Annotated in this window: 10 protein-coding genes; 7 read left to right on the forward strand and 3 right to left on the reverse strand. The window is 72.4% G+C overall.

The annotated features are described in order from the left end of the window. Both ACZ7BZ_RS28105 and ACZ7BZ_RS28110 read right to left on the reverse strand, forming a co-directional pair. Window positions 1-1,182, reverse strand: a complete 1,182-nt coding sequence (locus tag ACZ7BZ_RS28105) for a trypsin-like serine peptidase (protein ID WP_470360770.1) — start codon at window positions 1,180-1,182, stop codon at window positions 1-3. Between the two features lie 27 nt (window positions 1,183-1,209). Continuing rightward, a complete protein-coding gene (locus ACZ7BZ_RS28110; protein ID WP_470360771.1) occupies window positions 1,210-2,382 on the reverse strand; it encodes a trypsin-like serine peptidase in 1,173 nt (390 codons plus the stop codon). A 351-nt stretch (window positions 2,383-2,733) separates the two neighbouring features. Between ACZ7BZ_RS28110 and ACZ7BZ_RS28115 the strand changes: the two genes are divergently transcribed. Genes ACZ7BZ_RS28115 through ACZ7BZ_RS28135 form a run of 5 tightly spaced genes read left to right on the forward strand, consistent with a single transcriptional unit; the run spans window position 2,734 to window position 10,691 of the window. Then, entirely contained in the window at window positions 2,734-4,644 is a 1,911-nt protein-coding gene (locus ACZ7BZ_RS28115; protein ID WP_470360772.1) for an IucA/IucC family protein, read from the forward strand. Continuing rightward, a complete protein-coding gene (locus tag ACZ7BZ_RS28120) occupies window positions 4,533-5,204 on the forward strand; it encodes a GNAT family N-acetyltransferase (protein WP_470360823.1) in 672 nt (223 codons plus the stop codon). Before ACZ7BZ_RS28115 ends, ACZ7BZ_RS28120 begins: the two co-directional genes overlap by 112 nt. 8 nt (window positions 5,205-5,212) lie before the next feature. Next, on the forward strand, window positions 5,213-6,721 hold the full coding sequence (locus ACZ7BZ_RS28125; protein WP_470360773.1) for a lysine N(6)-hydroxylase/L-ornithine N(5)-oxygenase family protein: 1,509 nt from the start codon (window positions 5,213-5,215) through the stop codon (window positions 6,719-6,721). After that, a complete protein-coding gene (locus ACZ7BZ_RS28130; RefSeq protein ID WP_470360774.1) occupies window positions 6,699-8,540 on the forward strand; it encodes an IucA/IucC family protein in 1,842 nt (613 codons plus the stop codon). The genes ACZ7BZ_RS28125 and ACZ7BZ_RS28130 overlap by 23 nt, the downstream gene beginning before the upstream one ends. A gap of 12 nt (window positions 8,541-8,552) precedes the next feature. Beyond that, a complete protein-coding gene (locus ACZ7BZ_RS28135) occupies window positions 8,553-10,691 on the forward strand; it encodes an ATP-dependent DNA helicase (protein ID WP_470360775.1) in 2,139 nt (712 codons plus the stop codon). Between the two features lie 130 nt (window positions 10,692-10,821). Here ACZ7BZ_RS28135 and lexA read toward each other — a convergent pair whose 3' ends face one another. Further along, the gene (gene lexA / locus ACZ7BZ_RS28140) at window positions 10,822-11,517 is read right to left on the reverse strand and encodes a transcriptional repressor LexA (protein ID WP_380454855.1); all 696 of its coding nucleotides are present in this window, start codon (window positions 11,515-11,517) and stop codon (window positions 10,822-10,824) included. A gap of 529 nt (window positions 11,518-12,046) precedes the next feature. On the opposite strand from lexA, the gene nrdR reads away from it, so the two are divergent. Both nrdR and ACZ7BZ_RS28150 read left to right on the forward strand, forming a co-directional pair. Then, entirely contained in the window at window positions 12,047-12,544 is a 498-nt protein-coding gene (gene nrdR, locus ACZ7BZ_RS28145) for a transcriptional regulator NrdR (RefSeq protein WP_380454801.1), read from the forward strand. A gap of 231 nt (window positions 12,545-12,775) precedes the next feature. Next, window positions 12,776-15,664 (forward strand): vitamin B12-dependent ribonucleotide reductase, encoded by a 2,889-nt coding sequence (locus ACZ7BZ_RS28150; RefSeq protein WP_470360776.1) that lies wholly within the window; start codon window positions 12,776-12,778, stop codon window positions 15,662-15,664. The last annotated feature ends 4 nt before the right edge of the window (window positions 15,665-15,668 follow it).

The raw sequence follows: 15,668 nt of genomic DNA on the forward strand, positions 1-15,668 counted from the left end.
CTACTTCACGTTCTTGACGAAGTAGTCGAAGGCCTGCTTCGCCTGGTCCTGGAGCGACGGTCCGGCCAGGTAGCCCGCCGGGGCGCGGTTGCCGACCGAGCTGACGCTGACCAGGTTGGGCTTGCCGTCCTTGGTGATGAACCAGCCGCCGCCACCCGCGCCGCCGGTCATGGTGCAGCCGATCACGTACATCGGCGGCCGGGCCCGGTCGAAGGAGAGCAGGCCCGGCGCGGCGGCGGACTCGCAGCGCTGCAGCTCCAGGCCGTCGAAGGGCCGCTCGACCGGGTAGCCGTAGGCGGTGGCCGAGGTGACCTGCTCGCGCGGGGCGTTGAACCAGACCGGCACGGACCCGCCGACCGCCTCCTCCAGGGACGGGCCGGAGCCGGACTCGCCGCGCACCCGGACGATCCCGTAGTCGTACTGGTCGTGGGCGCCGACGCCGTCCTCCTGCAGCCAGGTCGGTGACACCAGCGCGCGCACCGCCGTCCAGCGGCCGTACGGGGCAGCCTGCTGGTCGCCGGAGGGCTTGCCGCGGGCCGCCCGGCCGTCCCGGTTGCCCGCCTGTCCGTCCCGGTTGAAGGCGGGCACGAAGACCAGGTTCTTCACCCAGCCGCCGCCCTTGCCGTCGTGCAGGCAGTGCGCGGCGGTGTACACCAGGTTGCTCCGGCCCGGGTTGAGCGGGTCGGCGACCACCGTGCCGGAGCAGGCCGCGTCGCCCTGGGGCGTGGTCATCAGCAGCTTGCCGACCACGGCGGAGTCCGGGCCGTACGGGTGCGGCTGGGCCGTGGCCGGGACCGGGCCGGGCGGGGCGTCGCGCTGGACGGCGGCCGGTGCGGGGGCGGTCAGCGAGTACTCGGGGGTGGGGCGGGCCTTTGCGGCCTCCATCCGGGCGGTCGTCCAGTAGCCCGGGGCCGTCTGGTTGGTGAAGCCGCTGTCGGCGACGTACCGGGTCCAGTCCTCCAGCTTCCAGCCGCCGAGGTCACCCACGCTGGTCGGGGCGGCCTTGGGCAGTGCCGCGGGCGGGGCGGCGGGGGCGCCGGGGCCGTCCGGGCCGCAGGCGGCCGCGGTGAGCGTCAGGGCGGCGAGCAGCGCGGCGCCGGCCGTGGCAGCCCGCCGTCCCCTGGTGCCGGTGGTGCTGGTGCTGGTGGTGCTGGTGGTGCCGGTGGTGCTGGTGGTGCGCAAGCTGAGGTGCCCCCGTGGTGGTGCCGGTCACTGCTTCCTGGAGATCCAGTCCAGGGCCTGCTTGGCGACCGTCTCCAGGTACGGGCCGCTCAGCGAGGTGTGCTCCTGGGTGCCGATCGAGGTGTTGCTGACCAGCGCCGTCCTCCCGTCCGGCATGGTGGCGAACCAGCCGCCGCCGCTGGCGCCCTGGGTCATGTTGCAGCCGATGGTCAGCATGGACGGGCGCTTGGCGTCGAAGGACAGCCGGGTGGGCTTGCCGCCGTCGCACTTGTAGAGCTCCTGGCCGTCGAACGGCTTGACCAGCGGGTAGCCGGCGGCCGAGACCTTGAGCTGGTCGCGGGGCGCGTCGAACCAGACCGGGACGGCCGAACCGACCGTCTCCTCCAGGGACTTGCCGGTGTCGTTCTGGTTGTGCACGCGCATCACGGCGAAGTCGTACTGGTTGGCGGCGTCACCGGTCGGGCCGCCCTCGACCATCCACTGCGGGGAGGTGACGACCTGGTCGGCCCACCAGGTGCCGAGCGGGGCCAGCTCGGACAGCGGGGCCTTCTTGCCGCCGCTGGAGGCACCGGAGTTGTTGTAGGCGGGGACGAACACCAGGTCCTTGTAGAAGGCGCCGCCCTTGCCCTCGTGCACGCAGTGCGCCGCCGTCCAGACCAGGTTGCTCTTGCCCGGGTGCTGCGGGTCGGCGATCACCGTCGCCGAGCAGTTGCCCCGGCCGCCCTGGGCGGAGAAGAACACCTTCCCGGAGGGCTGCTTGAGGTACGGGCGGGGCACCTGGACGGCCTTGACCACCGGCGGCTCGGGGTCGGTCACCCCGTCGTCGGCGGCCGGCTTGGCGGTGGGCGGGGCCGGGTCGGCGGGTTTGGCGTCGCCCATCTTGTCCGGGTTCCAGAAGTCCTTCACCACCGGGTTGTTGAAGACGTGCTTGGACGCCCACTTGTCCCAGTCGTCGAACTTCCACTTCTTCAGGTCGTCCCAGCTCTTCGGCAGGCCCTCCAGCAGGCTGGTCGGCAGACCGGACGGCAGGGCGATGCCGCCGATGACACCGCCGGGGGCGGCGCTCGCCTGCGTGCTGGGCGGCGGCGCCGCCGCGGTCCTGTCGCCGCCCGCCGGGCCGTCCGGTCCGCAGGCGCTGACGGCCAGCAGCGTTCCGGTGACCAGGGCGGCGGCGAGGGCTGACCGGTGGATCGATGGCATCGGTGCGCTTCCCCCTGTACGCGATGGGATGGTGTCGGGTCGGGCTTCGGTGCGGCGGCTCGCCGCCCTGGAGTCTTCCATCGCGGTACAGGACGGCGGCAGTCGCCCCCCGGGTTCCTGGGTTGACCGGAGGTCACCGATCCGTGATGCCGGACCGGCCCCTCCGTTGGCAGAGCAGGGCAGCCCCGCCCGGTGGCGCACTATCCCCGATCTTCACCCGGACGAGTGAGCGGTCCTTGTGATCAACCGTCAGGGATAGGTAACCCTTACCTGACGCGACGGTGCGAGCGCCCGCCGACCCCCTCCACCACCAGCGCGCGTCCGCACCCCCACGCGCACCAAGGAGCAGCCTTGAGCACCGCCCTCACCGGAGCCCCGCCCGTACCGCCGCCGTCCACGGACTCCCGCCCCGAGCCGAAGGACACGTCGGCGCCGGAGGTGACGAGCGACCAGCGAGTTCAGGACCGAGGAGGGCAGGTGTCGGACCGTGAACACCCCGACGCGGGCGCGGAACACCGGCCCGGGCCCGACCCGCTGCTGCACCCCGACCCCGCCGTCGCCGCCGAACAGGCCGCCCTGGAAGCCCTGTTGCGCTGCTGGGCGCGGGAGACCGGCGCCCGCCCCGGACCGGACGGCCGACTGCGGATCGACGTCCTCGGCGGCGCCGCCCGGCTCACCGCGCCGGTCCGCTACTGGTCCCCCAGCGGCTGGCACCGCTTCGGCCCGGCCGCCCTCTCGGCCGGGGACAGCACCGCCGCGGCCCCGGTGGACGCCGTCACCGCCGCCGCCCTGCTCGCCGCCGCGGCCGCCGACCGGCCCGACCCCGGACAGGTCGCCGACCTCGCCGCCAGGGTCGCCGACTCGGTCGTGCGCACCGCCGAGATCCTCACCCACCACCGCACCGCCGCCGCACCCGGAGGACCGGAACGCTCGCACTTCCTCGCCGCCGAACAGTCCCTGCTGCTCGGCCACCCGCTGCACCCCACCCCGAAGAGCCGCGACGGCCTCGGCCCGGCCCAGAGCGCCGCCTACTCGCCCGAACTCCACGGCAGCTTCCAGGTCCACTGGTTCGCCGTGGACCGCACCGTGCTCGCGGCCGGCTCGGCCGTCGCCCGGAGCGCCGACCGGATCACCGCCGACCTGCTCGGCGGCCACGCCACCCTGCCGCCCGGCACCGCCGCCCTGCCGCTGCACCCCTGGCAGGCCCGCGAACTCGCCCACCGCCCGGCCGCCGCCGCCCTGCTCGCCGACGGGCTGCTGCACGACCTCGGGCCGGCCGGCGAACCCTGGCACCCCACCTCCTCGGTGCGCACCGTCTACCGGCCCGGCACCCCGTGGATGCTCAAGCTCTCGCTCGGCCTGCGGATCACCAACTCCCGCCGGGAGAACCTGCGCAAGGAACTCCACCGCGGCCTGGAGGTGCACCGGCTGCTGGAGAACGGCCTCGCCGCCGAATGGCGGGCCGCCCACCCCGGCTTCGACATCGTCCGGGACCCGGCCTGGATCGGCGTCGACCACCCCGCACTCGGCGACCCCGGCGGACTGGACACCGTTCTGCGCGCCCAGCCCTTCGCGCCCACCCAGCGCGCGCTGTGCGTGGCCGGGCTGGTCGCCGAACAGCCGCGCGGCACCGGCGCCACCGTGCCGTCCGCGGTCGGCGACACCCTGCGCGCGCTCGCCGCCCGCACCGGGCGCCCGCTGCGCACCGTGGCCGCCGAATGGTTCCTGCGCTACCTGGAGGCCGTCGTCCTCCCCGTCCTCTGGCTGGACGGACACGGCGGCATCGCCCTGGAGGCGCACCAGCAGAACAGCATCGTCCTGCTGGACGCCGAGGGCTGGCCCAGCGGCGGCCGGTACCGCGACAACCAGGGCTACTACTACCGAGAGAGCGCCGCCGAACGGCTCACCGCCCGGCTGCCCGGACTCGGCGCGGAGAGCGACACCTTCCTGCCGGACGCCGTCATCGACCACCACTTCGCGTACTACCTCGGCATCAACCACGTGCTCGGGCTGATCGGCGCCTTCGGCTCCCAGGGGCTCGCCGACGAGACGGTGCTGCTGGCCGGGCTGCGCCGGTTCCTGGCCGGCCCGCGGGCGGCCGCCACCGGCTCGGCGCTGCCCGCCCTGCTGCTGGACGCGCCCACCCTGCCCTGCAAGGCCAACCTGCTCACCCGGATCAACGGCCTGGACGAGCTGGTCGGCCCGGTCGCCACCCAGTCCGTGTACGTGGACATCCCCAACCCGGTGGCGGGGGCCCGATGACGGAGGACCTGGCCGGGTGGGGCGAAGTCCCCACCCCGGCCGGCCGGTTCCGGCTCGACCCGGTCCGGCTGCCGGAACACCTGGGGCTGCTCACCGGGTGGATGAACGACCCCGAGGTCGACGCGTTCTGGGCGCTGGCCGGGCCGCCCACCGTCACCGAACGGCACCTGCGGGCCCAACTGGACGGCGACGGACGCAGCGTGCCCTGCCTCGGACTGCTCGACGGCGAGCCGATGAGCTACTGGGAGGTCTACCGCGCCGACCTCGACCCGCTCGCCGCCCACTACCCGGCCCGGCCGCAGGACACCGGCCTCCACCTGCTGCTCGGCCCGGCCACCAGCCGGGGCCGCGGCCTCGGGGCCCAGCTGCTCGGCGCCCTGGCCGAATTGATCCTCCGCCGGAGACCGGGCTGCGAGCGGGTGGTGGCCGAACCGGACGTCCGCAACCGGCGCTCCGTCCGGGCCTTCGAGCGGGCCGGGTTCCGGGCCGCCGCCGAACTCGACCTGCCCGACAAGCGCGCCGCCCTGATGGTCCGCGACCGAGACCTACTCCCCGCCTAGGACGTTCTGTGGACACCTCGACACCCCCTTCGCACCCCGGGCCGCACGACCCGCCGCACGACCCGCCGTACGACCTGCTGGGCGTCGGCATCGGCCCGTTCAACCTCTCGCTCGCCGCCCTCGCCGAGCCCGTACCCGGCCTGAGCACGCTCTTCTGCGACCAGCGCCCCGAATTCCGCTGGCACCACGGCATGCTGGTCGACGGCGCCCGGATGCAGGTGCCCTTCCTCGCCGACCTGGTCTCGCTGGTGGACCCGACCAACCCGTGGTCCTTCCTCAACTACCTGCGCGCCCAGGACCGGCTGTTCCCGTTCTACTTCGCCGAACGCTTCCAGCTGCCCCGCCGGGAGTACGACCACTACTGCCGCTGGGCCGCCGACCGGCTGCCCAACTGCCGCTTCGGCACCGAGGTCACCGCCCTGCACCGGGACGGCCCGCTGTTCCGGGCCGAACTGACCGACACCGCGACCGGGCGGCGCAGCACCGTACGGGCCCGCAACCTCGCGCTCGGCGTCGGCACCCGGCCCGTGCTGCCCGAGGCCTTCGCCGCCCTCGCCGACCACCCGCGGGCCTTCCACTCCGCCGAGTACCTGGACCGCCGCGAGGACCTGACCGGCGCCCGGGACATCACCGTGATCGGCAGCGGACAGTCCGGCGCCGAGGTCTTCCTCGACCTGCTCCGCCGCCACGAGGGCGACGGCATCCGGCTGCGCTGGCTCACCCGCACCAGGGCCCTCGCGCCCATGGAGTACTCCAAGCTCGGCCTGGAACACTTCACCCCCGACTACACCCGCTACTTCCACGGCCTGCCCGGGCCCGTCCGGGACGCCCTGGTCGGCGCCCAGTGGCAGCTGCACAAGGCCGCCAGCGCGGAGACCCTCGCCGAGATCCACGACCACCTCTACGAGCGCACCATCGGCCGCCCGATCGACAGCGCCCCGGTCGAGATCGCCCCCGGCACCGCCGTCACCGAGGCCCGCCCCGGCCCCTGCGGCGGCCTCGAACTGCGCTGCCGGCACACCGACTCCGGCGCCGAGCACGTGCTGCGCACCGACGCCGTGGTGCTCGCCACCGGCTACCGGGCCGCCCGCCCGGCCGCCCTCGAACCGCTCGCCCGGCTGATCGACTGGGACGAGTCCGGGCGCTACCGGGTCGACCTGGACCACCGGGTCGCCACCCGGCCCGAACTCACCGGCGGCCTGTACGTCCAGAACGCCGAGCTCCACACCCACGGCGTCGGCACGCCCGACCTCGGCCTCGGCGCCCACCGGGCTGCGGTGATCCTCAACGCCGTCACCGGCCGGACCGTCCACCGGTTGCCCGATCGCACCGCCTGGACCGGCTTCGCGCCGCCGGCGTCTTCCGTGTCCTCCAATAATCTTCCGAACATTCCGAAAACCGTGAATGTTCCGGACGGTCAGCACAGTCAGCACAGTCCGCACAGCGCCACCCCCGAGCAGACCCCCGTCGTCCCCCGTCCCCAGGAGCTGACCCGTGCCGCAACCGTCGGCCGCTGAGCCCGCCGAACCGCTCTACCTGCCCCCGCACCTCACCGCCGGGCACTGGCAGCGGGCCGGCCGCGCCCTGCTGGCCAAGATGCTCGGCGAGTTCGCCTACGAGGACCTGCTCCGGCCCGTTCCCGGCGCCCTCGACGGCGAGTACCTGCTGAAGCTGCCCGAGGCCGAGTACCGCTTCGCCGCCCGGCGCGGCGCCTACGACGGCTGGCAGGTCGACCCGGACTCGATCCGCTGCTCCCGCCCGGACGGCCTGGACCCGCTGCGCTTCCTCCCGTACGCCCGGGAGGCCCTCGGGCTGCGCGGCGAGACCACCGCCCACCTGCTCCGCGAACTCTCCGTCACCCTCACCGCCGACGCCCGCCAGCTCGCCACCGCGCTCACCGCCGCCGAACTCGCCGACCTCGACCACCCCGCGCTGGAGGGCCGGCAGGGCGGCCACCCGTGGATCGTCCCCAGCAAGGGCCGGATCGGCTTCTCCGGCACCGACGCCGCCCGCTGGACCCCGGAGGCCCGCAGCCCGCGCCCGCTGCCCTGGATCGCCGTCCACCGCAGGCTCGCCGAGTACCGTGGCGTGCCCGGCCTGGAGCGGCCCGAGCAGCTGTACGTCCGCGAGCTGGACGACGTCGACGCGCTGCGCGCCCCGCTCGGCGCGGACGCCGACGACTACCTGCTGCTGCCCGTCCACCCCTGGCAGTGGGACGAGACGGTGCTGCCGCTGTTCGCGCCCTGGATCGCCTCCGGCGAGATCGTCCCGCTGCCCTCGGACGGCGACCCACGGCTGCCCCAGCAGTCCATCCGCTCCTTCTTCAACACCGCCCACCCCGAGCGCTGCACCGTCAAACTGCCGCTGTCCATCCTCAACACCCTGGTCTGGCGCGGACTGCCGGTCGAGCGGACGCTCGCCGCGCCCGCCGTCACCGCCTGGCTGCACGGGCTGCGCGACGCCGACCCGTACCTGCGGGACGATTGCCGGGTGATCCTGCTCGGCGAGATCGCCTCCGTCACCGTCGACCACCCGCTCTACCGGGAGCTGCCCGACTCGCCCTACCAGTACAAGGAACTGCTCGGCGCGATCTGGCGCGAACCGCTCGGCCCCTTCCTGGCCGGGGACGAACGCGCCCGCACCCTCGCCGCCCTGCTCCAGACCGGCTCCGACGGCCGGGCGCTCGCCGTCGAGCTGATCGCCCGCTCCGGCCTCACCCCCGCCGAGTGGACCGGCCGGCTGTTCGCCGCGATGCTGCCGCCGCTGCTGCACTTCCTCTACCGCTACGGACTGGTCTTCTCCCCGCACGGCGAGAACGCCATCGTGGTCTTCGACGACCGCGGCACCCCGACCCGGCTCGCGGTCAAGGACTTCGTCGACGACGTCAACCTCAGCGACCAGGACCTACCCGAACTGCGCGACCTGCCCGCCGAGGTGGCCGGCGTCCTGCTGCGCGACGACCCCCAGGGGCTGTGCCAGTTCATCCACTCCGGCCTGTTCATCGGCGTCTTCCGCTACCTCGCCCCACTGCTGGAGGCCCAGGCCGGGCTCGCCGAGACCGAGTTCTGGGCCCTGCTGCGCGCGGAGATCCACTGCTACCAGCACCGCTTCCCCGAGCTGCGCGAACGCTTCGAGCTGTTCGACCTGTTCCGGCCCCGGATCGACCGGCTCTGCCTCAACCGCAACCGGCTGATCATGGACGGCTACCAGGACCGCCCGCACCGCCCGCACGCCGTCCGGCACGGCACGGTGCCGAACGCCCTGGTCGGCGTGGAGGTGCGGCTGCCCGGCGGCCTCCCCGGCCAACGGGACCGGATTGTCACCCCCGCCCCGTAGGGTGGAAGGGTCATGACGAACGACTCCGAATCCCAGCCCGCGACGGACCTCGGCGACGAGGCCGAGGAAGCCGTCGCCGTTCCGCGCTCGCGGATCCCCGAGCTGTTGCACGCCGCGGTCGAGGCCGTCGGCGGTGTCGAGCGCCCCGGCCAGGCGCGGATGGCCGAGGCCGTCGCCGACGCCGTCGACCACGCCGAGCACCTGCTCGTCCAGGCCGGCACCGGCACCGGCAAGTCCCTCGCCTACCTGGTGCCGGCCCTCGCCCACGGCGACCGCGTGGTGGTCGCCACCGCCACCCTGGCGCTCCAACGCCAGCTGGTGGAAAGGGACTTGCCGCGCACCGTCGAGGCGCTGCACCCGGTGCTGCGCCGCCGGCCGCTGTACGCGATGCTCAAGGGCCGCTCCAACTACCTCTGCCTGCACCGGGCCAACGAGGGCACCCCGAGCGACGAGGGCGAGGGCCTGTTCGACCCGGTGGACGCGCTCGGCGGCCCCGCCGGCAAGCTCGGGCAGGAGGTGCTCCGGCTGCGCGACTGGGCCGACGAGACCGAGACCGGCGACCGCGACGACATGAGCCCCGGCGTCTCCGACAAGGCCTGGGCACAGCTGTCGGTCACCTCCAAGGAGTGCCTGGGCGCGACCCGCTGCGCCTACGGCCAGGAGTGCTTCGCGGAGAAGGCCCGGGAGCGCGCCAAGCTCGCCGACGTCGTCGTCACCAACCACGCGATGCTGGCGATCGACGCCATCGAGGGCGCGCCGGTGCTGCCCGAGCACGGGCTGCTGATCGTGGACGAGGCGCACGAGCTGGTCAACCGGGTCACCGGCGCGGCCACCGCCGAACTGACCGTCGGCGCCGTCAACCGGGCCGTGAAGCGGGCCGCCCGGCTGGCCAACGAGAAGGCCGTCGACCTGCTGCAGGCCGCCGCCGAGAACTACCACGGCCTGATGGAGACCGCCCAGCCCGGCCGGGTCGAGGAGCTCCCGGAGTACCTGGCCTACGCCGTCACCGCCATCCGGGACGCCGCCCGGCAGGTGATCACCTCGCTCGGCGAGACCCGGGACAAGGGCCTCAGCGACGAGGACGCCGTGCGCAAGCAGGCGATGGCCTCCGCCGAGACGGTGCACGAGACCGCCGAGCGGCTGCTGGAGGACTCCGAGTACGACGTGATCTGGATCGAGCGCAGCGACCGCTACGGGCTGGGCACCGCCTCGCTGCGGGTCGCGCCGCTGAGCGTGTCCGGGCTGCTGCGCGAGGGCCTGTACAAGGAGCGCTCGGTGGTGCTCACCTCGGCCACCCTCAAGCTCGGCGGTGACTTCAACGGGGTGGCCGGCTCGCTCGGCCTGCCCAAGGAGACCAGGCTGCCGGACGAGCGTACGGCCGGCGACGACCCGGAATCCGGCTCCGGTGCGGGCGAAGGTTCCGGCTCCGGGTTCGGGGAGGACGCCGTCCCGTACTGGCGGGGGATCGACGTCGGCTCGCCGTTCAAGTACCCCAAGCAGGGCATCCTGTACGTCGCCAAGCACCTCGCCGACCCCGGGCGCGACCCCGAACGGCCGGACATGCTCGACGAGTTGGCCGAGCTGGTCGAGGCGGCCGGTGGGCGCACGCTGGGCCTGTTCTCCTCCATGCGCGGGGCTCAGATGGCCGCCGAGGCGATGCGGGAACGGCTGGACCACCGGATCCTGCTCCAGGGGGAGGACACCCTGGGCGAGTTGATCCGGGAGTTCGCCTCGGACGCGAGCACCTGCCTGTTCGGCACGCTCTCGCTCTGGCAGGGCGTGGACGTGCCCGGCTCGGCCTGCCAGCTGGTGGTGATGGACCGGATCCCCTTCCCGCGGCCGGACGACCCGCTGATGAGCGCCCGCCAGAAGGACGTCGAACAGCACGGCGGGAACGGCTTCATGGCGGTCGCGGCCACCCACGCGGCGCTGCTGATGGCGCAGGGCGCGGGCCGGCTGGTGCGCGCGGCGGACGACCGGGGCGTGGTGGCGGTGCTCGACCCGCGGGTGGAGACCAAGCGGTACGGGGGCTTCTTCCGGTCCTCGATGCCGGAGTTCTGGTACACCACGGACCGCAACCAGGTGCGCCGCTCGCTGGCCGCGATCGACGCCTCGGCGGCGCCGGTGCGGCCGGTGGTGAAGCGGGGCTGAGGGTCCGGGGGCTGTGGCCCCGGGAGCCGAGGCTGCGGCCCGGTGAACGACGGAGGGGCTCCCCGCGACGCGGTGGAGCCCCTTCCCGTTGTAGTGGCGGCCGCGGGTGGGTGGCGGCCGGGCGCTGCCGTCAGAGGCGGCGCAGGACCGCGACGACCTTGCCCAGGATGGTGGCGTTGTCGCCGTTGATGGGCTCGTACGCCGGGTTGTGCGGCATCAGCCAGATCCGGCCGTCCTCGCGCTTGAGCCGCTTGACGGTGGCCTCGCCGTCGATCATCGCGGCCACGATGTCGCCGTTCTCGGCGACCGGCTGGCGGCGCACGGTGACCCAGTCGCCGTCGCAGATGGCCGCCTCGATCATCGAGTCGCCGCGCACGGTGAGGGCGAACAGCTCGCCCTCACCGACCAGCTGGCGGGGCAGCGGGAAGACGTCCTCGACGGTCTGCTCGGCGAGGATCGGTCCACCTGCGGCGATCCGGCCGACCAGCGGCACGTACGAGGTGGAGGGGCGCCCGGCCGTCTCGGCGGTGTTGGGGCGGGCCACCTCGACGCCGCGGACCTCGTAGGCGCGAGGGCGGTGCGGGTCCCGGCGGAGGAAGCCCTTGCGCTCCAGGGCCATCAGCTGGTGAGCGACCGAGGAGGTGCTGGACAGGCCGACGGCCTGGCCGATCTCGCGCATGGACGGCGGGTAGCCGCGGCGCTGGACGGAGTCGCGGATGACCTCGATCACCCGGCGCTGGCGCTCGGTGAGGCCTGCCTCGTCGGTCCGGATGCCGGGGGGGCGGCCGGGCATCGAGCGGGCGGGGGAGGTGTGGGTGTCGTCCATGGTGGGGGAGTGCTCGATCGGCTGGTCGGGGACTCGGCCCGTGGTGGAAACGGCCGGCCCGGAGAGGCGGTGGTCTTCGCTGCGGTCCATGCTGATGTCCACGCTCTGCTGATTCGTGGTGCGCTGCCCCACCTTGAACTGGGAGTGTTCCTGCACCGGGATGGTGTTGGTTTCGACGGTGTTCACGGCGGCCCCTCTCGACGGCTGTCCTCTCCCCTTTTCCAGCCCAACGCACCTCCTATCGAAAGGTTGCGCCAAACACACGTTCGAGTGAATTATTCGGGAGTTGGCTGACTCGATCAAGGCTTTGTTGTACATCGAGTAAATGTTCGACCGGATGTCGACTCCGGCAGTCTAATCGGCGCCGACACGCCAGGGGTGCCGCTTCCCTCTGGGACCTAGATGTAGTGGCTAGAGTCCTCTCCGTGCCCAGTACTAGTGGTCGCGTCGCATGATCAGCTTGCCGAGGCCAGGGGCGCATCGCATAGACTCAACAGGTCCGCACGTCCTGCCAGGGAGGGATCCCCAGGTGCACTGCCCCTTCTGCCGGCACTCCGACAGCCGCGTCGTCGACAGTCGGACCACGGAGGACGGCAGCTGTATTCGCCGTCGTCGACAGTGCCCGGACTGCGGTCGCCGTTTCACCACCGTGGAGACGGCCGCGCTGATGGTCATCAAGCGCAGCGGCGTCACCGAGCCCTTCTCCCGGCAGAAGGTCATCACCGGCGTCCGGAAGGCCTGCCAGGGCCGCCCGGTCACCGAGGACGCGCTCGCCCAGCTCGGCCAGCGGGTCGAGGAGTGCGTGCGCGCCAGCGGCAACGCCGAGCTGACCACCCACGAGGTCGGGCTGGCCATACTCGGCCCGCTCAAGGAACTCGACGTGGTCGCCTACCTGCGCTTCGCCAGCGTGTACCAGGCGTACGACGGACTCGAAGACTTCGAGGCCGCCATCGCGGAACTCCGCGCCGAGCGGCCCGCCCCCGAGGCGGACGGCACCTGCGTGCCCGTTCCCGCCGCCGCGCCCTAGGAGGCGTGCCGGGCCCTCGCGGCCCCCGAACCACAATGCAGGCCCCCCGTGGGTCGTCAGCACCACACCGGCCCCGCGTGGGCCCACGCGTGCCCGAAAACGGGGCACGGAACACTACGAACCGTGCGCAAGCGGACGGGTCCCCGCCTGCCCGCACACCGGAAGAACGAACCAGCGGTGCCCGGACTTTTCAGGGCACTACGGGCGTTTGCCCAGGAGGAGGAGCGAGAAGTGACAGACACCACGAGCGGTTCCGCACGCGGGTCGAAGTCCGAGAAGACGGCGGCCAAGGGCGCCAAGGCCCCGAAGGGCGGTCTCCGGATGGAGCGCATCCACACCACCCCTGGCGTGCACCCGTACGACGCGGTCCGCTGGGAGCGGCGTGACGTCGTCATGACCAACTGGCGCGACGGATCGATCAACTTCGAGCAGCGCGGCGTCGAGTTCCCCGACTTCTGGTCGGTCAACGCCGTCAACATCGTCACGTCCAAGTACTTCCGCGGCGCCGTCGGCACCCCCCAGCGCGAGTGGAGCCTCAAGCAGATCATCGACCGCGTGGTGCTCACCTACCGCGCGGCCGGCGAGAAGCACGGCTACTTCGCCACCAAGGACGATGCCGAGATCTTCGAGCACGAGCTGACCCACGCCCTCCTCCACCAGGTGTTCAGCTTCAACTCGCCGGTCTGGTTCAACGTCGGCACCAAGCAGCCCCAGCAGGTCAGCGCCTGCTTCATCCTGTCCGTCGACGACTCCATGGAGTCGATCCTCGACTGGTACAAGGAAGAGGGCATGATCTTCAAGGGCGGCTCCGGCGCCGGCCTCAACCTCTCCCGCATCCGCTCCTCCAAGGAGCTGCTCTCCTCCGGCGGCAACGCCTCCGGCCCGGTCTCCTTCATGCGCGGCGCCGACGCCTCGGCCGGCACCATCAAGTCCGGCGGCGCCACCCGCCGCGCGGCCAAGATGGTCGTGCTCGACGTCGACCACCCGGACGTCGAGGCCTTCATCGAGACCAAGGTGAAGGAGGAGGAGAAGATCCGCGCCCTGCGCGACGCGGGCTTCGACATGGACCTCGGCGGCGACGACATCACGTCCGTCCAGTACCAGAACGCCAACAACTCGGTCCGCGTCAACGACGAATTCATGACCGCCGTCGAGAACGGCACCGAATTCGGCCTGCGCGCCCGGATGACCGGCGAGGTCATCGAGACCGTCGACGCCAAGAAGCTGTTCCGCAAGATGGCCGAGGCCGCCTGGGCCTGCGCCGACCCCGGAATCCAGTACGACACCACCATCAACCACTGGCACACCTGCCCCGAATCCGGCCGCATCAACGCGTCCAACCCGTGCTCGGAGTACATGCACCTGGACAACTCCAGCTGCAACCTCGCCTCGCTGAACCTGATGAAGTTCCTGCGCGACGACGACACCTTCGACACCGCCGCCTTCGCCAAGGTCGTCGAGCTGGTCATCACCGCGATGGACATCTCCATCTGCTTCGCCGACTTCCCGACCGAGAAGATCGGCGAGACCACCCGCGCCTACCGCCAGCTCGGCATCGGCTACGCCAACCTCGGCGCCCTGCTGATGGCCACCGGCCACGCCTACGACAGCGAGGGCGGCCGCGCCCTGGCCGGTGCCATCACCTCGCTGATGACCGGCACCGCCTACCGCCGCGGCGCCGAACTCGCCGGTGTCGTCGGCCCGTACGACGGCTACGCCCGCAACTCCGCCGCCCACCGGCGGGTCATGAAGCAGCACGCCGACGCCTCCCTGGACGCCGTCTCCTTCGAGGACATGGACGCCCCGGTCTGGCTCGAGGCCAACAAGACCTGGCAGGACGTGCTGCGCCTCGGTGAGCAGAACGGCTTCCGCAACGCCCAGGCCTCCGTCCTCGCCCCGACCGGCACCATCGGCCTGATGATGGACTGCGACACCACCGGCGTCGAGCCCGACCTCGCCCTGGTCAAGTTCAAGAAGCTCGTCGGCGGCGGCTCCATGCAGATCGTCAACGGCACCGTGCCGCGCGCCCTCAAGCGCCTCGGCTACCAGGACGAGCAGACCGAGGCGATCGTCGCCCACATCGCCGAGCACGGCAACGTGGTGGACGCGCCCGGGCTGAAGACCGAGCACTACGAGGTGTTCGACTGCGCCATGGGCGAGCGCGTCATCTCGGCCATGGGCCACGTGCGGATGATGGCCGCGATCCAGCCGTGGATCTCGGGCGCCATCTCCAAGACCGTGAACATGCCGGAGAGCGCCACCGTGGAGGAGATCGAGGAGATCTACTTCGAGGCCTGGAAGCTCGGCGTGAAGGCACTGGCCATCTACCGCGACAACTGCAAGGTCGGCCAGCCGCTCTCGGCCAAGAAGAAGTCCGGCGACGAGGCCAAGGCCGAGGAGGCCCCGGCCGCCGTGGTCGAGAAGGTCGTCGAGTACCGCCCCGTCCGCAAGCGCCTGCCCAAGGGGCGCCCGGGCATCACCACCTCCTTCACGGTCGGTGGCGCCGAGGGCTACATGACTGCCAACTCCTACCCGGACGACGGCCTCGGCGAGGTCTTCCTGAAGATGTCCAAGCAGGGCTCGACCCTCGCGGGCATGATGGACGCCTTCTCCATCGCCGTCTCCGTCGGCCTCCAGTACGGCGTGCCGCTGGAGACCTACGTCTCGAAGTTCACCAACATGCGCTTCGAGCCGGCCGGTCTGACCGACGACCCGGACGTGCGGATGGCCCAGTCGATCGTCGACTACATCTTCCGCCGCCTGGCGCTGGACTTCCTGCCGTTCGAGACGCGCTCGGCGCTCGGCATCCACTCCGTCGAGGAGCGCACCCGCCACCTGGAGACGGGCTCCTACGAGCCGCTGGAGGCCGAGGAGATCGACACCGAGTCGCTCGCCCAGTCCGCTCCGGTGGCCGCCGCCAAGCCGGCCCCCGCCCCGGCCCCGGCCGTCGAGGCGTCCAAGGCGGCTCCGAAGCAGGCCCACAACTCCACGGAGCTGATGGAGATCCAGCTCGGCCTCAACGCCGACGCGCCGCTCTGCTTCTCCTGCGGCACCAAGATGCGCCGCGCCGGCAGCTGCTACCTCTGCGAGGGCTGCGGCTCCACCAGCGGCTGCAGCTGACGAC

Source organism: Kitasatospora sp. NPDC036934, assembly GCF_055608425.1.